Source organism: Rhodococcus sp. SGAir0479, from assembly GCF_005484805.1.
GTDB lineage: Bacteria > Actinomycetota > Actinomycetes > Mycobacteriales > Mycobacteriaceae > Prescottella.
On sequence record NZ_CP039432.1, the window covers coordinates 4136389 to 4154450 of the forward strand.

At 71.7% G+C, this 18062-nt stretch carries 17 protein-coding genes; 6 read left to right on the forward strand and 11 right to left on the reverse strand.

The window, feature by feature from the left end:
* Window positions 1-9: 9 nt before the first annotated feature.
* The 5 genes from E7742_RS19090 to E7742_RS19110 form a co-directional block, all read right to left on the reverse strand.
* Complete coding sequence (locus tag E7742_RS19090; RefSeq protein ID WP_137800375.1) at window positions 10-1851, reverse strand: AMP-dependent synthetase/ligase; 1842 nt, start codon at window positions 1849-1851, stop codon at window positions 10-12.
* Between the two features lie 99 nt (window positions 1852-1950).
* Entirely contained in the window at window positions 1951-3576 is a 1626-nt protein-coding gene (locus tag E7742_RS19095) for an ABC transporter permease (RefSeq protein WP_137800376.1), read from the reverse strand.
* On the reverse strand, window positions 3573-4472 hold the full coding sequence (locus tag E7742_RS19100) for an ABC transporter ATP-binding protein (protein WP_137800377.1): 900 nt from the start codon (window positions 4470-4472) through the stop codon (window positions 3573-3575). Before E7742_RS19100 ends, E7742_RS19095 begins: the two co-directional genes overlap by 4 nt.
* Complete coding sequence (locus tag E7742_RS19105) at window positions 4469-5131, reverse strand: TetR/AcrR family transcriptional regulator (protein ID WP_137800378.1); 663 nt, start codon at window positions 5129-5131, stop codon at window positions 4469-4471. Before E7742_RS19105 ends, E7742_RS19100 begins: the two co-directional genes overlap by 4 nt.
* An 89-nt stretch (window positions 5132-5220) precedes the next feature.
* Entirely contained in the window at window positions 5221-6093 is an 873-nt protein-coding gene (locus tag E7742_RS19110) for an aldo/keto reductase (protein ID WP_137800379.1), read from the reverse strand.
* Window positions 6094-6257: 164 nt separating this feature from the next.
* Here E7742_RS19110 and E7742_RS19115 point away from each other — a divergent pair, with 164 nt between their 5' ends.
* The 6 genes from E7742_RS19115 (at window position 6258) to E7742_RS19140 (ending at window position 14532) form a co-directional block, all read left to right on the forward strand.
* The gene (locus E7742_RS19115) at window positions 6258-7853 is read left to right on the forward strand and encodes a succinic semialdehyde dehydrogenase (protein ID WP_302660122.1); all 1596 of its coding nucleotides are present in this window, start codon (window positions 6258-6260) and stop codon (window positions 7851-7853) included.
* A 78-nt stretch (window positions 7854-7931) separates the two neighbouring features.
* On the forward strand, window positions 7932-8591 hold the full coding sequence (locus E7742_RS19120) for a response regulator (protein ID WP_254699071.1): 660 nt from the start codon (window positions 7932-7934) through the stop codon (window positions 8589-8591).
* Entirely contained in the window at window positions 8588-10300 is a 1713-nt protein-coding gene (locus E7742_RS19125; RefSeq protein WP_137800381.1) for a hypothetical protein, read from the forward strand. Before E7742_RS19120 ends, E7742_RS19125 begins: the two co-directional genes overlap by 4 nt.
* A gap of 156 nt (window positions 10301-10456) precedes the next feature.
* On the forward strand, window positions 10457-11131 hold the full coding sequence (locus E7742_RS19130) for a GAP family protein (RefSeq protein WP_137800382.1): 675 nt from the start codon (window positions 10457-10459) through the stop codon (window positions 11129-11131).
* A gap of 51 nt (window positions 11132-11182) precedes the next feature.
* Window positions 11183-12745 (forward strand): carboxylesterase/lipase family protein, encoded by a 1563-nt coding sequence (locus tag E7742_RS19135; protein ID WP_137800383.1) that lies wholly within the window; start codon window positions 11183-11185, stop codon window positions 12743-12745.
* A 143-nt stretch (window positions 12746-12888) separates the two neighbouring features.
* Window positions 12889-14532, forward strand: a complete 1644-nt coding sequence (locus tag E7742_RS19140; protein ID WP_137800384.1) for a DHA2 family efflux MFS transporter permease subunit — start codon at window positions 12889-12891, stop codon at window positions 14530-14532.
* Here E7742_RS19140 and E7742_RS23295 read toward each other — a convergent pair.
* The 6 genes from E7742_RS23295 to E7742_RS19165 form a co-directional block, all read right to left on the reverse strand.
* Window positions 14529-14687 carry a hypothetical protein gene (locus E7742_RS23295; protein ID WP_175420533.1) on the reverse strand — a complete coding sequence of 53 codons (159 nt, stop codon included), beginning with the start codon at window positions 14685-14687 and terminating at the stop codon, window positions 14529-14531. The two genes, E7742_RS19140 and E7742_RS23295, sit on opposite strands and share 4 nt — an antisense overlap.
* A gap of 65 nt (window positions 14688-14752) precedes the next feature.
* The gene (locus tag E7742_RS19145) at window positions 14753-15217 is read right to left on the reverse strand and encodes an SPW repeat protein (protein WP_137800385.1); all 465 of its coding nucleotides are present in this window, start codon (window positions 15215-15217) and stop codon (window positions 14753-14755) included.
* Between the two features lie 104 nt (window positions 15218-15321).
* The gene (locus E7742_RS19150; protein ID WP_137800386.1) at window positions 15322-16278 is read right to left on the reverse strand and encodes a CopD family protein; all 957 of its coding nucleotides are present in this window, start codon (window positions 16276-16278) and stop codon (window positions 15322-15324) included.
* 4 nt (window positions 16279-16282) lie between these two features.
* Window positions 16283-16834 (reverse strand): copper resistance CopC family protein, encoded by a 552-nt coding sequence (locus E7742_RS19155; protein ID WP_137800387.1) that lies wholly within the window; start codon window positions 16832-16834, stop codon window positions 16283-16285.
* Window positions 16831-17487, reverse strand: coding sequence for a YcnI family copper-binding membrane protein (locus E7742_RS19160; protein WP_137800388.1), 657 nt, complete (start codon window positions 17485-17487; stop codon window positions 16831-16833). The genes E7742_RS19155 and E7742_RS19160 overlap by 4 nt, the downstream gene beginning before the upstream one ends.
* A 44-nt stretch (window positions 17488-17531) precedes the next feature.
* Window positions 17532-18059 (reverse strand): hypothetical protein, encoded by a 528-nt coding sequence (locus E7742_RS19165; RefSeq protein WP_137800389.1) that lies wholly within the window; start codon window positions 18057-18059, stop codon window positions 17532-17534.
* Window positions 18060-18062: the final 3 nt, after the last annotated feature.

Consider the following 18062-nt stretch of genomic DNA (forward strand, 5'->3'; position numbering starts at 1 on the left):
CCCGACCCGTCAGCCGTACAGCTCGCTGATCCGGTCGGAGAAGTTGTCGACCACCTTCTTGCGCTTGAGTTTCATGCTGGGGGTGATCTCCCCGTTCTCGACGGTGAGCTCGCGTTCGAGGATGGTGAACCGCTTGACCTGCTCCCACCGGTTGAGTCCGGCGTTGAGCCGGTCGACGTAGGTGCTCATCATCGACACGGTCGCATCGGCCGCGGCGATCTCCTTCAACGGCTTGTCGGCCATGCCGTTCTCGACCGCCCATTCCGCGATCGCCTCACCGTCGAGACTGATCAGCGCGACGCAGTACGACTTGCCCTCGCCGTGGACGATGATCTCCCCGACGTACGGGCAGAGGCCCTTGAACGTCGCCGCGATCGCCGACGGCGCCACGTACTTGCCGTTCGACGTCTTGAACATGTCCTTCTTGCGGTCGGTGATCCGCAGGTAGCCGTCGGCGTCGATGGTGCCGATGTCGCCCGTGTGGAACCAGCCGTCCGAGGTGAGGGATTCCTCGGTGGCCTCGGGGTTGTGGTGGTAGCCGCTCATCACGCCGGGACTCTTGATGAGCACCTCGCCGTCGGACGCGATCCGGACGTCGGTTCCGGGCAGCGGCCACCCCACCGTCCCGAACCGGTAGGCGGAGGGCCGGTTCACGAGCGACGCGGCGCTGGTCTCCGTCAGCCCGTAGCCCTCGAGGACGATGATGCCGACCGCGTCGAACCACAGCGCCACATTGCGATCCAGCGCGGCCGAGCCGGAGATGAAGAATTTCAGCCGTCCACCGAACCGGTTCCGGATGGTCCGGAACACCAGCCGGTCGGCCACCGCGTACTGCGCCTTCTGCATGCGCGACAACGGGGTTCCGGCCTGGCGTGCCTTCGCCGCCGCCAACCCCACCCCGATCGCCCAGTCGAAGATCCGCTTCTTCGCCCCACCCTCGGCGTCGACGGTCGCGACGATGCGGGCGTACGCCTTCTCGAAGATGCGCGGCGCCGCGCCCATGAAGGTGGGTTTCACGACGGCGAGATTGTCGACGATCCTGTCGACGCGACCGTCGACGGCGGTCGCGAAACCGATCTGCAGCGGCAACGTCAGCAGGATCTTCCCGAACACGTGCGACAGTGGCAGCCACAGGTACTGCAGGTCCGAGGCGTCGAGGATCCCGACCGCGTCGATCGACGCGGCCTCGTACGTCCACGCCGAGTGCGGCAGCCGAACGCCCTTGGGGCGCCCCGTGGTCCCCGACGTGTAGATCAGCGTCGCGAGGCTGTCGGGGGAGATGCGGGCGATGCGGTCGTCCACCGCGGTGGGGCGTTCGGCCAGCAGCATGTCGCCGATCTGCGCGAGATGGTCGAGCCCGATCACCCACTCGTCCTCGGGGACCGGCCCGTCGATGAGCACCACCCGGTGCACGTCCGGCAGCTCGTCCCGGTGCTCGCGGAGTTTCGTCAGCTGCTCCTCGTTCTCCGCGACGACGATGCGGCTGCCCGAGTTGGCGACGATGAACGCGACGTCGGACGCCGTGGTGGTGGGATAGACCGTGGTCGTCGCGGCCCCGGCGCACATCACCGCGAGATCGGCCAGCACCCACTCGTACCGGGTGGTGGACGCCACCGCGACGCGCTCCTCGGGTTCGATGCCGAGCGCGATCAGCCCCGCGGCGAGCCGGTGCACCCGGTCGCCGACGTCGGACCACGTGACGCTCGCCCAGCCGTCGCCGGCGGGGAATCGGAAGGCTTCGGATCTGGGGGTCCGGGCCACCCGATCGACGAAGAGGTGGGCCACCGACGGCGCCCGCTCCTCGATCTTGGACCGGTCCACGACCTCGTCTGACGCGCGCGAAGCTGTCATGTTCCAGAGTCTAGGAACCCCGGTACACCGCCTGAACGGGAATTCACGGCACGGTTCGGTCTCGAAAGCGTGACGTGAGTTCCCGTTCGGTGCCCCCGGTCAGCGCAGGTCACGACGTCGCAACGCGGCCAGCCCGACGGCCAGTAGGCCCGCGGCGAGCAGCAGCAGCCACGCGATCGGCGTCGCGGTGAACGCGCCCCCGGGCAGCCGCGGCAGGTGCAGGAACGGCACGAGGTCGAGCAGCGGCTGCGGGAGGTCGGCGACCATCCCGAACACGTAGAGCGTCATCATGGCCGCGAACACCACCCACGCGGTGGGGGCGAGACGCGGCGCGAGTCCGAACAGCGCGACGGTGACACCGGTGAGCAGCCACACTCCCGGCACCTGCACCAGCGCGGCGGCGAGGACGCGCGGGACCTGCCCACCGACGTCGTCGATCGACAGGCCGTACGCGACGCCGGCCGCGAGCCCCGCCACGGTGAGCGCGACCGCCGGGCCGGCGAGCGCGAACCCGACGTGACTCATCGCCCACCGCGGACGCCCGACCGCCGCGGCCAGCACGGACTCCGCCCGCCCCGATTCCTCCTCGTCGTGCAGTTGCAGGGTCGCGGAGATCGAGTAGGCCCCGGCGACGAGCCCGAAGATCGTGAAGCCGAGCGCGATGAAGGAGTCCTCGATCGCCTGGGCGCCGCCGAGCCGGGCGAGGGCCGCGAGGACGATCTCGCTGTTGCCCAGCTGATCGCTCACCCCGTGAGCGGCGCTGCCGATCACCAGCGCGAAGACGGTCAGGCCCACCGTCCACGCGGCGAGCGGTCCGCGCTGCGTCCGCCAGGCCAGTCCGAGGGGACCGGAGAGCGTCGGGGGCGAGGCGCCGGGGCCGGGACGCTCGGCGACGAGGCCGGCGCCCAGATCGCGCCCGGCGAGCAGCCGGTAGGCGACCGCGACCAGGACCGCCGTGGCGGCCACGGGCAGGATCAGCACCCACCACCGCTCGTCGGCGTAGGGGCGCAGCTGCTGCGACCAGCCGATGGGGGACAACCACGACAGTGTGCCCGAACCGGCATCGCCGACGGCACGCAGCAGGAAGGCGACCGCGAGTACGCCGAAGGACAGGCCCCGGGCGAGGCGGGCACTCGTGCTGACCTGGGCCGCCACCGCGGCGACACCGATGAAGACGGCACCGGCGGCAAGCACCGCCGCCCCGAAAGCGGTTGCGCCACTGCCGCCGAGCCCGATCGCGGACAGCCCCAGCGTGCCCACGACGGCGCTGACGACCGCACCGGTCGCCGCGACGAGCAGCGCCGCGGTCAGGCTCGCGTAGCGGCCCACCGCCGTCGACTCGAGCAGTTCGGTGCGGCCGGTCTCCTCCTCGGTCCTGGTGTGCCGGACGACGGTGAGGATGACGGCGACGGCGAGGAAGGTGAACAGGTAACCCGCGCGCCAGGCCGTCAACGCACCGACACCGGATCCGAAAATAGGCCCTACCAAAGCTATTTCGGACTTGATGGCCGCGGTGGACGCTGCGAAGGCGGCGCGCTCGGCCGCGGAGCCGTACAGGCCCTGGATCGCCCTGCCGTAGACGACCGGGAGCAGCCCGACGACGACCGACCACAGTGGCAGGACCACACGGTCGCGCCGCAGGGCCAGGCGCACCAGCGCCGCGGTACCGGCGAAGGGAGACCGGGCCGGGGCCGTCGCGACGGGCGGCGGCGCGGTGGTGGTCATACCCGCACCTCCTCGGACAGTTCGTAGTGCCGCAGGAACAGCTCCTCGAGCGTCGGCGGTGTGCTGACCAGACTGCGGACGCCGGTGTCGCCCAGCGTCCGGATCAGCGTCCCGAGGCTGTCGGCGTCGACCTGGCAGTGCAGGGTCCGGCCGTCGAACTGCACGTCGTCCACCCCGGGGATCCGGTGCAGATCGCCCGGGTCGCCGGTCAGTTCGGCCGTGATGGTGGTTCGACTCAGGTGACGCATCGAGGCGATCGAACCGCTCTCGACGGCCCGGCCCGCGCGGATGATGGTCACCTTCTCGCACAGCGCGTCCACCTCCGACAGGATGTGGCTCGACAGCAGTACGGTCACGCCTCGGGCACCGGCCTCGGTGATGCAGTCGCGAAACACCTTCTCCATCAACGGGTCGAGCCCCGATGTGGGCTCGTCCAGCAGGAGTAGGCGGGCATTCGACGAGAAGGCCGAGATCACCGCCACCTTCTGCCGGTTGCCCTTCGAGTACGACCGGGCCTTCTTGTGCGGATCGAGGTCGAACCGCTCGATCAGGTCGGCGCGCCGGGTGGCGTCGAGCCCGCCGCGCATTCGTGCGAGCAGATCGATGATCTCGCCGCCGGTGAGCGACGGCCACAGTGTCACATCCCCTGGTACGTAGGCGATGTCGCGGTGCAGTTCGACGGCGTCGCGCCACGCGTCCCGGCCGAGCAGCGTCGCGCGCCCGCTGTCGGCGTGCAACAGCCCGAGCAGAACCCGGATGGTGGTGGACTTCCCGGCACCGTTGGGGCCGAGGAATCCGTGCACCTCGCCCTCGCCGACGCTCAGGTCCAACCGGTCCAGTGCACGCGTGGTGCCGAACGACTTGGTGAGCTTCTCGACTTCGATGATGGTGGTCATGCCGTCTCCTCGGACGGTGAGTGTTGGATGTAGGCGTCGAGCATCGTCGGGTCGGTGAACAGACCCTCGGTGTAGAGCTCGAGGGCGGGCAGCATGACCTCGTCGGTCAGGTCGGTGATCGCGCGGCCGTAGTCGACGGAACCGTCCGCGTCGACGCGCATCTGCAGAAACAGCAGTGTGGACCCGAGGCTCTGCATCGCGAGGTACCGAGCCCGGGCCCGGGGGTCGCGGCTGGGCCGGACGCGGCCCTGGGCCACGGCGTCCTCGAGATAGCTCTCGACTCCGGCGACCATGTGCTCGAAGAGGGAGACCGCGAGCTCGCCACCCGCCTGGAAGGACCGCACGAGGTATGCCACCAGCGGTGCGTACCGCTCGATCCGGCTGAGTGAGAAGAGCATTCGCGCCGGTCCCGCGGCGGTGAGTACCTCCCGCTTCTCGGTGACGATGACCGCGAGGACGTGATCGTCGCACACCGCCCGCAGCCCCTGTTTGGAGCCGAAGTGATGGTTGACCAGACCGGGCGAGACTCCGGCCGTGGCCGCGACCGCGCGCACGCCGGCGTCGAACCCCTGTTCGCCGAACACCCGGATCGCCGCGTCGCGGATCCGGGCGCGGGTGGTCAGGTCCTGGTCGGGAGGAACCGCCGTGGCTGAACACATGTTCAAAGCGTTGCTCGGGTGTTCAAGCTCCCGCAAGAGTGCCGGTCGCGTCCTGACGAAATCTTGACGGCGCGCTCGCCGGGCCCGGGTCAACCGAGGGCGTCGAGCTGCTCCCACTCGTCGTCACCGAGCTCGATCGCAGCGGCCGCGACGTTCTGCTCGAGGTGGCCGACCGACGACGTGCCCGGAATCGGGAGGATCGCGGGGGAGCGGCGCAGCAGCCACGCCAACGCGAGCTGACCGGGGGTGCGGCCGTGCTTGTCGGCGAGGGCGGACAGCGGGCTGCCCGCTCCGGCGAGCCGGCCGTACGCCAACGGGAACCACGGGATGAAGGCGATCCCGTGCGCGGTGCAGTAGTCGAGCACGTCCTCGGACGCCCGGTCGGCGAGGTTGAAGCGGTTCTGCACGGACACCACGGGGGTGATGGCGGAGACGGCCTCGATCTCGGCGACCGTGACCTCGGACAGTCCGATGTGACGCACGAGGCCCTCGTCCTGCATCGCCTTCAGTTCGCCGATCTGCTCGGCGAGCGGCACCTGTGGATCGATGCGGTGCAGCTGGAGCAGGTCGATGCGGTCGAGTCCGAGGTGCCGCAGATTGAGCAGTGTCTGCTGGCGCAGGTACTCGGGGCGGCCGATCGGCGCCCACTTGCCCGGCCCCTGGTTGGACGAGCCCACCTTGGACCCGATCACCAGGTTCTCCGGGTACGGGTGCAGGGCGGCCCGGATCAGCTCGTCGGTGACGAACGGGCCGTAGACGTCGGCGGTGTCGATGAAGGTGACCCCGAGTTCGACGGCACGCCGCAGGACTCGCAGCGCCTCGGCGCGGTCGCGGCCCGGGCCCCACGCGCCCGGGCCGGCCAGGTGCATGCTCCCGTAGCCGAGGCGATTGACCTCGAGGTCACCGCCGATCGCGAACGTGCCGGCCGCGGCCGCGGGGGTGAGAGCAGGGGAAGACGTCATCGGGCGATGTCCTTTCGTACGGGCCGCTGCGCGGTTCCCGGAAAAACTATCGACTCGCGAGGCGTCGTCCGGCTCCGTCTCGATCACCGGGAGCGCGGGTCCGGGACCCGGCTCCGGAGGAGGCACGGGCCGATCTCTGTGACCGCGGCCACGGACGGGGTAAGTTGTGTGTAACTCGAAATCTACTCACCAGTAGGAGTACGAAGATGCCTGCTCCGTCCGCGGCGACGTTCGCCCGCCTCGCCGACCTCATCGCCATTCCGGATGCCGCCGATCGCCCGACGCGGCCGGTTGTCGAGGCGTTCACCGGCCGCGAACTCGCGACCGTCCCGGTCGGCACCGCGGCCGACGCGGTCGCCGCCGTCGAGCGGGCGCGGGCCGCGCAGAAGGCGTGGGAGAAGCGGTCTCCGGCCGAGCGCGCCGAGGTGTTCCTCCGCTACCGCGACCTGGTCCTCGAGCACAAGGAAGCGCTCATGGACATGGCCCAAGCCGAGACGGGCAAGTCCCGGGCCTCCGCGCAGGAGGAGGTCCTCGACATCGCGATGACCTCCCGGTATTACGCGCGCCTGGCTCCGAAACTGCTGCGTCCCAAGCGAGTCCAGGGCATGCTGCCGGGGCTGACGAAGACCGTCGTCCGGCACCACGCCAAGGGCGTCGTCGGCGTCATCTCGCCGTGGAACTACCCGATGACGCTCGCGGTGTCGGATGCGATCGCCGCGCTGCTGGCCGGCAACGCCGTGGTGATCAAGCCCGACAGCCAGACGCCGTACTGCGCGCTCGCGTGCGCCGAACTGCTGTACCAGGCAGGTCTGCCCCGGGAACTGTTCGCGGTGGTGCCCGGCCCCGGGTCCGTCGTCGGCACCGCGCTGGTGGAGAACACCGACTACCTGATGTTCACCGGCTCGACCGCGACCGGACGCCTGCTCGCCGAGCAGGCCGGGCGCCGGCTGATCGGCTTCTCGGCCGAACTGGGCGGCAAGAACCCGATGATCGTCACCGCGGGCGCGAACCTGCGCGAGGTGTGCGACGCCGCGGTCCGGGCGTGCTTCTCGAACTCCGGCCAGCTGTGCATCTCCGTCGAACGCATCTACGTCGAGGACGCGGTCGCTCCCGAGTTCACCCGCCTGTTCGGCGAGCGCGTCCGGAACATGACGGTGGCCCCCGGCTACGAGTTCGGCATCGAGATGGGCAGCCTCGTCTCCGAGGGGCAGGTCAAGACCGTGTCCGGGCACGTCGAGGACGCGGTCGCCAAGGGCGCCACGGTGGTCGCGGGCGGCAAGGCGCGGCCGGACCTGGGCCCGCTGTTCTACGAGCCGACGGTGTTGACCGACGTCACCGACGAGATGGAGTGCTACGCGAACGAGACCTTCGGACCGCTGGTCTCGATCTACCCGGTGGCCGACGTCGAGGAGGCCGTCGCGCGGGCGAACGACACCGAGTACGGGCTGAACGCGAGCGTCTGGGCCGGCAGCCACGCCGAGGGCGAGGCCATCGCGGCCCGCGTCATGGCCGGCACCGTCAACGTCGACGAGGGCTACGGCCCCACCTGGGGCAGCACCGCGGCGCCGATGGGCGGCATGGGCGTGTCCGGGGTGGGGCGCCGGCACGGCGCCGAGGGACTGCTCAAGTACACCGAGGTGCAGACCGTCGCGACCACCCGCGTCGTCAACCTGGGCGGTCCGCGTTGGCTGCCGGCCAAGGTGTGGGCCAAGCTCATGCCGCCGTTCATCAAGGCGCTGAAGTACGTGCCGGGACGCTGACGCGGGCCCGTTGCTGGCGGGTGGTTACCTCGGCTAATCAACTCATCCGCTCCGGAGTGACCGGTTAGTCTCTTTCGTGTGAAAGAAGCAGCCTGGGTGCGCCGGGCACTGGTTGTCGAGGACCAGCCGCTGATGCGCGCGCTCGTTGCCGACGCCCTCCGCCACGCGGGTTTCGAGGTGCACGACCGGTCCTCGGCGGCGGTGGCGCTCGCGGACTTCGACGAGATCGATCCCGACGTCCTGGTCACCGACATCGATCTGGGCCGCCGGCCCAACGGCCTGGAAATGGCGACGATCGTCCACGCCCGCGCCCCGCACTGCGCGGTCGTGTTCCTCACGAACTATCCGCGGGCGGGGATCGCGCCCGGCGAGGGCGCCCCCGCCGGGTCGGTCTTCCTCGACAAGACCGCGCTCGAGACCGTCGCGGATCTGGTGGCGGCCGTCGAGTCCGCGCTGGCGGACAAGCCGGTTGCGCAGGGGCCGCCGCGCGCCGACAGTCCGGACGCCGTCCTGGACCGGCTGACCCGCACACAGCTCGACGTGTTGCGGTGCATCGCGCTCGGCTGGTCCAACGCCGAGATCGCCCGGCGGCGGGAATCGAGTGTGCGCAGCGTCGAGAAGATGGTCACGCGCACCTTCGACGCCCTGGGCGTGAACCACAGTCCCGAACTCAATCCGCGGGTGGCCGCGTCGCAGCTGTACGTCCGCCGCTTCGGCATGCCGACGGAGATCGGTTGAGCCGGCGGCTGTCCTGGCTGGCCCGGATCGGCGGCGACGCGGCCGTCACACGGTGGTCGTGGCTGCTGACCGCACCCTTCGCGGTCACCGTCATGGGCAGCTACATCTCGGCGCGGGGGCCGCGGGACTGGCCCACGTGCTTCAGCGTCGCGGTGGTGGTGCACCTGGTCATGGGGATCGCCCTGCTGATCGCGTGGCTGACGTTCCTGCGCCCGGGCCGCCGCCGCTCCCGTCCGGCCGTCGCGCTGGCCTTCTTCGGTGCGCTGGGCGGCTCGCGGCCGCTCCTGTTCGACGCCCTGCTGGCGGCCCAGGGCCTGCCGACCGATTCGCGGCCCCTCGGGACCCGCTTGCTGATCAACGTCACCGCGGTCGTCATCGCGCTGTCGCTGATCGCGATCACCGTGGACTCGGTGCACCGGCACGACGCGGTGATGCGGCGGCTGCGGACCGCCCGCGCCGCGCTCGTCGAACGGCGGCGCTCCGACGAGGAGTATCTCGCCGGGCTCGCGCGCCGCTGTGCCGACGACCTGTCCGCGCGCATCGACGCCGCGCTGACGAGCATCGACCCGACCACGATGGATCGGGAGGGCGGCGCGCGCCTGCTGCGGGGCATCTCCGAGGACATCGTCCGGCCGATGAGCCACGCGCTGTTCGACGACGTCACCCCCGCGCCCGAACCCGTCGTCGAGGTGCCCACGCTCACGTGGCGTGATCGCCGGCGCGGCGTGCTGCAGGCGGTGCGCCCGGTGTCGCTGACCGTGCCCGTGCTGCTGTACACCGCCGTCATCCTCTCGTTCCTGGTGACCGGCTACGGCGCCCGCGAGACCGTGCTGCAGGTGATCGGCGTCCTGGTGACGTGCGTGGTGGGCAATGCGGTCGTCGCGCGCGTCACCACCCCCATCGCCGTCCCGGTCCGCCGCGTCGCGTCGATGGCGGCGGGCTACAGCGTCGTCGCGGTCGCCACCGCGGCGGTGTTCTGGCTGATCCTCGGCGGCAACGGCTTCCCGCCCGCGTTCGTGGTCCCCGGCATCGCCTTCTACCCGTTCGCGGCGATGGCGACGTGCCTGATCGTGGCGGCCAACGAGCAGCGCGCCTCGGAGGAGAAGCAGTTGGCCGACGCGCTCGGGGAGCAGAGCCGCGACGCCGCCGAGGTGCACGCGCGGGTGATCGCGGCCCGGCGGCGGCTCGCGCACGTGCTGCACTCGTCCGTGCAGGGTGAGCTGGTCGCCACCGCGCTGGCGATGCGCGGTGGACCCGGTGTCGGGGTCGTCGCGGTCGGCGACCTCATCGGCCGCGTGCTCCGCGAGGTGGGGGAGGACCGGCCGCACGAGGCCGGCTCGGGCGCCGACGCCGAACAGCAGATCACCGAGTTGATCGGGATGTGGTCCGCCGCCGTTCCGGTGACGACCGAGATCGACCCGCGGGTGTGGTCGCTGCTGTCCGGCAACCCGGTCCGTCTCGACCACGCCGTCGACGTCGTGTCCGAGGGCTTCACCAACGCGATCCGCCACGGCACCGGCGGCGCGCTGCAGCTGCGGATGACCGTCGACCCCCGAACCTCGGTGATCTGCATCGGAATCCGCTCTCCCGGCCGGGTCGCCCCCGACCGCGGCGCGGGCCTGGGGCTGGCGTCGCTGTCGAGCCGCGTGGGGACGACCGAACTCGTGGAGGAACCCGAGTCGGTGCTGCTGTCGGTGCGCCTGGACTGAACCGCCCCCGCGCGGGACCGCGATGTCGCAATACCCGAACATCGCCCGCGCCCGATGGACGCCCGTCCATATCGTTCGTCCCGGATGCCACCGGCGAGCCCGTCCGGTCGAGCAGCAGCCTCGGCGTCCGGTGAACGAGAAGGACGTGATGTCGGTATGGGAAACCCGGTGGCACAGCTGGTTCCGGTCGGCATCGGGATGATCGTCAACCCCGCGCCCTTCGCGGTCCTGGTCGCGATCCTGCTCTCGGCCCGGGCGCGGACCAACGCCACGCTCTTCACCACGACCGGGATCGCCGCGTCCGCGGTCCTGATCGGGGTCACCGCGTTCACCGCCGACGCGAACGTCTCGCCCGGTGCCCACCGGCTCCAGCTGGTCTTCGCGCTGCTGGTCGGACTGGTGTTCGCGGCCCTCGCGGTGCTCGGCTGGACGAGCCGGCCGCCACGGGGGGAGGCCGCGGTCATGCCGTCGTGGATGGCCCGCCTCGACCGCATGGGCCGCCGGGAGGCGGCGGCGTCGGGTCTGGCGCTGGCAGTCGTCAACGCCAGGAACCTGCCGCTCGAGCTGCGCGCCGGCGGGCTCATCGCGCAGGCCCGGGTGTCGCCCGCGCAGGCGGTGCTCTCGAGTGCCGGCGTCGCGGTGCTGGGCGGTGTCGGGCTGATCGCGCTGTCGGTGCTCGCGGCCGTGACCTGCCGACCCGTCGCCGCCGCGCTCGGGGTCGTGCGCACCGAGTTGATCCAGCACAACGCCACCATCGTGACCGCCGTCTTCGCGCTGCTGGCCGGCGTGCAGCTGGCGCACGTCGTCAGCGCGGCCACCGCTCTCGGCTGACGACTTCCGACAACAACCATTCGTACCGAGCGAGTCGAAGGAGTAACCACCATGACCACCGTCGCTCCCGTCGCTGCCGCCACCACCGCCGTGGTCCACACGACCTACGGTCCCGTGCGCGGAACCGCCGACGGACCCGTCGCAGTGTGGAAGGGCATCCCGTACGCGGGCGCACCCACCGGCAATCGTCGTTTCGCGGCCCCGGTCGCCCCGGCGCCGTGGACCGAGGTGCTCGACGCCGACCGGTTCGGCCCCGTGGGACCGCAGAGCACGATGCCCGGGTTGCCACTCGGCAACGACGGCCGCATGGACGAGGACTGCCTGTCGCTCAACGTGTGGTCCCCGGGGACCCGCGGGCCCCGCAAGCCCGTGATGGTGTGGATCCACGGCGGTTCGTACTTCCGCGGTGCCTCCAGCCAGCCGGTGTACGACGGCCGGGGGCTCGCCGAGAGCGGCGACGTCGTCGTCGTCACCGTCAACTACCGGCTCGGGGTGTTCGGGTTCGTCGACTTCTCGTCGCTGAGCACCGACCGGCACCGCTTCGACACCAATGTCGGGCTGCAGGACATGATCGCGGCGCTGCGGTGGGTGCAGGCGAACATCGCGGCGTTCGGCGGCGACCCAGACTGTGTGACGGTGTTCGGCGAATCGGCCGGCGGCAGCGCGGTGACCACGTTGATGACGATGCCCTCGGCGCGCGGACTGTTCCACCGCGCCATCGCCGAGAGCGCCCCGGCCACCTCGGTCTACAGCCAGGAGCGGGCCGCGCACGTCGCGCAGCTGTTCCTCGAAATGCTCGGCGGCGCAGACGATCCCGTCGAGCGGCTGCTCACCGCGGGCACCGACGAGCTGCTGGCCGCGTCGGACGCGCTGTTCGCGCGCATTCCGGCCGACACCCCGGGCCGGCTGGCCTTCGGGCCGGTGGTGGACGAGGATCTGCTGCCCGACTACCCGGTGAACTCGTACTGGAACGGCACCGCCCACCGGGTCCCGCTGCTCATCGGCACCAACAAGGACGAGGCCTCGCTGTTCAAGCTGAGGAAGTCACCGCTGATGCCGCTCGACCCGGACAGTATCTGCGGCATGTTCGCCGAGATCGCCGCCGAGCACCCGGAGGCGGAGTTCGTCGACCGGGACCACACCGAGACCCCCGATCCGTGGGCGGCCGACCGCAGCGACGACGTGGTCCTGAACTGCGACTTCGGTTTCCGACTGCCGACGCTGTGGATCGTGGAGGCGCACAGTCGCTACGCGCCGACGTGGCTGTACCGCTTCGACTACGCGACGCCGATGCTCCAGGCGCTCGACATCGGCGCCGCCCACGCCACCGAACTGCCGTACGTGTTCGGCAACCTCACCCGCGGACCCCGCGACGTGACGTTCCTGCTCGGCGGACTGTCGACCGGCCGCAAGGTGTCGCGCCGGATGCAGCACCGGTGGCTCGAGTTCGCCCGGACCGGTGCGCCGGCGGGCCTGGACGGCGAGCCGGACTGGGACGCGTACGACCGGTTCGGCCGCGCCACGCTGGTGATCGGCAAGCGCGACACCGTCGTCCCGGATCTGGACGGACCGCTGCGCGCGGCGTGGGGCGAGCAGGTTCTCGCGTTCGGCTGACCGCGGCCGGTGCCGGTGCCGAAAATCGTCCGAAAGATTGAATTGCCCGGAACCAGCGGTGGTTTCGTGGTCGATCGCCTCGTCCTCTGGTGGAATCGCGGTAGCGTCGGCAAGGAGCGGCGCCCGTACGGGAGGACGCGATGATGAGTGTGGAATCGCCCGGCACCGAACCCGAGGTGGGTCGGCGGGAGTGGATCGGCCTCGGGGTGCTCGCGGCCGGCTTGTCGCTGATCGTCGTCGACGGGACGATCGTCAACGTCTCGCTCCCGGTCATCATCGACGAACTCGGTCTCGATCTCACCGACGCGCAGTGGATCAACAGCATCTATTCCGTGGTGTTCGCCGCGTTGCTGCTCACCGCCGGCCGCCTCGGTGACCGGCTCGGCCGCCGCCTGCTGTTCGTCGCCGGTGTGGTGGTGTTCGTCGGCGGCAGCCTGCTGGCGGCGGCGTCGGACAGCTCCACCGCGCTGATCGTGGCCCGGGTGGTGCAGGGGATCGGCGGCGCCCTCGTGCTGCCGTGCACCCTCTCGACCGTGAACGCGACCTTCCGGGGCCGCGACCGGGCCGTCGCGTTCGGCGTGTGGGGTGCGGTGATCTCGGGCATGGCGGCGGTGGGACCGCTCCTGGGCGGCTGGCTCACCACGTCCTTCACGTGGCCGTGGATCTTCCTCGTCAACGTGCCCATCGGCATTCTCGTCATCATCGGCGCGGTGCTCTTCGTTCCCGAGACCCGGGCGCAGATCACCGTGCCGGGACTCGACGTCGTGGGCCTGGTCCTGAGCGCGGTCGGCTTCGGAGCGTTGATCTTTGCGCTCATCGAGGGGCAGACCATCGGTTGGTGGGCACCGATCGCCGACCTGGAGGTGTTCGGGGTGACGTGGCCCGCGACCGCCCCGGTCGCGGCGACGCCGGTGATCGCGGCGGTGGGCGTCCTCGCGCTGGCCGCGTTCGTGGTGTGGGAGCGCCGCCGGGCGAACATCCGCCGCTCGGCCATCCTCGACCTGGGGCTGTTCCGCTTCCGGACGTTCAGCTGGGGCAACTTCACCGCGATGGCCGTCGCCATCGGCGAGTTCGGACTGTTGCTCGTGCTGCCGCTGTTCCTGGTCAACGCCTTCGGGCTCAGCACCCTCGGCGCCGGATACGTGCTGGCGGTCATGGCGCTGGGCGCGTTCGCGTCCGGCGCCGCGGCCCGGCACGTCACCGCCCGGTTCGGGGCCCCGCGCACGGTCATGCTCGGTCTGGCGCTCGAAGTGATCGGTGTGCTCGCGTTCGCGCTGTACCTGCGACCGACCTCGGCGGGATGGCTGCTGGCGCTGCTGCTCGCGATCTACGGGCTCGGGCTCGGGCTGGCCTCGGCGCAGCTCACCGGCACCGTGCTGGTCGACATCCCCACCGCCGAGTCCGGGCAGGGATCGGCCACGCAGAGCACGGTCCGGCAGCTCGGGGCCGCCCTCGGTACGGCGATCCTCGGGACGGTGCTCTCACTCGGGCTGGCCCACAGTCTCACCGCCGAGCTCGAGCCGGTCGCGCTACCGCCGCAGGCCGAATCGGCACTCGTCGACAGCACGCGCGACTCCGCCGGGGGCACCATCCCGGCCCTGCGTGCGCAGGGCGACCACGGGCGCCTCGGGCCGGCGGGTCCCGCGACCGCCGATGCACTGTCCGACGGCTTCGCCGACGCCACCCGCTGGTCGCTGCTCGTGGCCGCCGGGTTCCTCGCGGCGGGCCTGCTCAGTGCCACGCAGCTGCAACCGCGTCGGCGCGAGGAGGTGGGGGCGACGGCCTAGGGCCCGTCCTCGTCGTCGGTCGGCGGGAGGAACTGCCACAGCGCGACGACGGCGATCACCGCGAGGATGCACAGCAGGCCCAGGGTGGCCGCCATCGCCGTCGAGCCCACGAGGCTGACACCGACCGCCACCACCACGACCCCGAGCACGGTCACGGCGAGCACCATCAGGTGCCGGACGGGCCGGCGCTCGGGCCCGTCCGTGTCGTCGCCCGGCGGCCTCAAGGCATGGGTCGCGTCGCGGAGGACCGACGGCGGGTGTCCCCGCGGCTCATCGCCAGGCCGAGGATGCCGGCGCCGAGCGCGAAGACGACCGCCCCGACGACCACGTTCGACCAGATCATCCCGGTCGTGGTGGAGACGCCGTTGACCAGCCACGGGGACACGATCAACCAGATCCCCAGCAGCGGTGCGACGAAGCCGATTCCGTGGGTGCGCCCGAACGTCGTGGCGTGGCCGACCGCGAGAAGTGTCACGGCGAGCCCCGCGAAGACGTTGCACATCATCAGCGCCGTCTGGCCGCTGAATCCGATGATCCACGGAGAGGCGGCGGCGTAGAGACCCGCGAGAACCAGCAGTCCCTCGGCGAGTTGGGGAACGGGGCCCTCCCCGAACTCGTCGTAGCGGGCACGTAGTTCGGCGATGTCAGGGTGGGTTTCCATCGACATGGACGGTGTTGTCGACATGACGGATCATCTCCCTCGACGTTCTGTCCCACTGTCGAGCGTAGCCCGGCTGCGCAGGCCCGCGCGATGCACGGACGGCCACGGATTGTGAACTGTTTCCCGGCTCAGGCGGTGGTGGCGAGCGCGGCCGCGAGGCCGAAGGCGACGGCCATCGCGGCCGTTTCGCCGACGGCGCGGCGCAGCGACGCCTCCGCGGCCATCCGGTGCGCGGCGGCCGGTGCCACCCACGTGCGCCGCAGCCACCAGCCCGCCGCGAGCAACACCGTCAGCGCGACCACCTTGGCGAGCACCACCCGGCCGTAGCCGGTGGTGACGAGCGGGGCGACGCCGCCCAGCCGGATCGCGGCGTTCACGATGCCGGTGGCCGCCAGTATCCACACCGACCGCCAGGCGACGGTCGAATAGCGCGGCAACAGCGTCGACCACGCGCCCCGGGACCGGGCGGTCAGCGCGAGGGCCACGAGCATCCCGAACCACGTCGCGGCGGCGAGGACGTGGGCGGCGTCGAGCAGCGACCCGAGCGTCTGCTGCGACATGTGACCGCTGATCGGCCGGGCGATGAGCGCCAGACCCGACAGCGCCAGCACCGGCGCCGCGGGCCACGGCAGCTCCCGCCGGTACGCGACGGCGGCGGTCGCGGCCACGAGCGCGGTGCACACCACGGTGACCGCGCCGAGCCGGCCGGCGCCGACGACGCGGACGAAGTCGACGACGGTGCCCGGCGCCACCGCGAAACGGGACCGGCCCGCCGCCTCGGCGGCCTCGAGCACGAGCAGCACCGCCTCGGTCACCGTCCACGCCCCGGCGATCGCGGCGGTGGTCCGCCAGAGCACGCTCGGCTCGAGCGCGGGCCGCCGTTCGCCGCGCTGCACCCACAGCCAGCCGGCGGTCCCGAAGGCGGTGGCACCGAGGCCCACCGCGAGCACGCGCAGCACGCTGGTCGGGGAGGGGCCGTCCGGCGTCGCGAGCAGCCACGCGAGGGCCACCCCGGCCAGCGCGGCCGGGACGGTGGACAACAATCGGGTCCGACCGGAGCCGACCGTGCCCACCGTCCGTGTCATCGCGTCAGTTCTGTCCGCGCGGCTTACGCAGCGCGAACCACAGTCCGCCCACGAACAGCAGGACCGCGACGCCGACGATCACCCAGATCAGCACGTTGCCGTCCGACGACTCGTCGGAGGTGCCGCTGTCGGAGGATTGTCCGCCCGCCTTGGGACCCGGCGTGCCGGTGCCCTCCTGCGTGAGCGCGAACGTCTGGGTGCCGCTGACCGGGTGCCCGTCCGCGGAGGTCACGCGAAACGCGATCGTGTAGTCACCGACCGGGCCGAGCCCGTCGAGCGGGACGCTGATCGTGTCGCCCTGGATCGTCGGGTCGCCCTTGGCCCACAGGTTGCCGTCGGGTCCGACGACGGTGAGCGAGGCGAACTTCGGCTGCAGCGCCTCGTTGAACCGCAGGCTGACCTGCTCGGGCGCGGCCGCGATCTGCGCGCCGTTCTCGGGGGTGCTGCCGATGACCGCCGAGTGCGCCGACGCCGTGCCCACACCGAGCATCGTTGCCAGCATCGTCACGAAACCGACCACGACGACCCGCACGCGGGTGCTTCTCCGGACGGTCATGAGCGCCGGCTCCGAATCGTTGCGCCCAGGCCGAGCGCCGCGCCGAGGGCGCCCAGCACCAGGCCGACGCCACCGAGCCAGCGGGCGGTGGTGTCGGTGCCGTCGGTGGACTCGTCGGCGGACGCGGTGGCGGCGCCGTGCGCGTCACCGTCCGCGCTGCCCGCGGCCAGGGTGAGCGAGGGAGCCGGCTTGTCGGGCTCGCTGCCGTCCGAGTTCGGCTGCTGATTCCACTCGACGACGGTGCCGTCCGAGTAGGTCTGGGTGGCGGGGAACTCCACCTGGTCCTGCTCGGGCAGCGGACCCGCCGAGAGCACGAACTGCTGGAACTGGCCCGGCCCCACGTTCACACCGGGATCGGCCGTCCACGTCACCGACGTCGCGGTCGCCGACGCCGGGTCCTTCCGGACCGTGGCCGTCCACCCGGGCAGCGGCTCGGTGCGTGCCGACTTCAGGTTCGGCAGCTGCACCGTCAGCGCCGTGGTCCCGGCGGTGTCCGACTCGGTGGGGACGCGGAAGGTGAGGACGGTGTAGCCGCCCTGCTCGGCGCCGGGAGCGGCGACCGAGACGTGCGCGGCGGCCACGCCGGTGGCGAGCAGCAGCGCACCGCCGGTCGCGCCCGCCGTGACGAGGGCGCGCGTGATGGTCTTCTTCATCTGTATGGGGTGTCTTTTCTGTGCGGAGTTTCCGAAAGGGGTGGTCAGGCCCATTTCGGAGGTCCGCGCCGGGACAGCCCGGTGGCGAGCACGGCGATGCGCGGTGCCCGGGGGTGCGTCGGGGCCGGGAGGAGCACGCGGTGCGGTTCCACCCCCACGGTCGGGGTGGCCAGCACGGCCCGCAGCACCCGCGTGAGGGGGCCGTACAGCCGCTCCGCGGCGAGGATCAGCGCCGCGCACACGACAGTGGCGGCGGCGTGCGCGGCCAGCATGCCGGCCGCGGGGACGTTGCGGTGGACGTGCAGGTCGGACGCGACGGTGAGCGCGACGTGGGTGGCGCCCTGACCGGCGGCGAGGGCGCCGAGCAGCGCCCAGCGGCTGCGGGTCAGGACGGGCACACCGGCGACCACGGCGCCCGCGCTCACCGCCACGGCCAGCAGCAGCGTCAGGGCCGCGGTGTCGGGCAGTCCGCCGCCGCCGAGCCCGTGCGCGGCGACCGCCAGGGACGCGGCCGTCGCCCCGACCGCGCCGCCACGGAGGGCGGCGGTGGGGGCGGGGCGACGGGCGGGCACGGC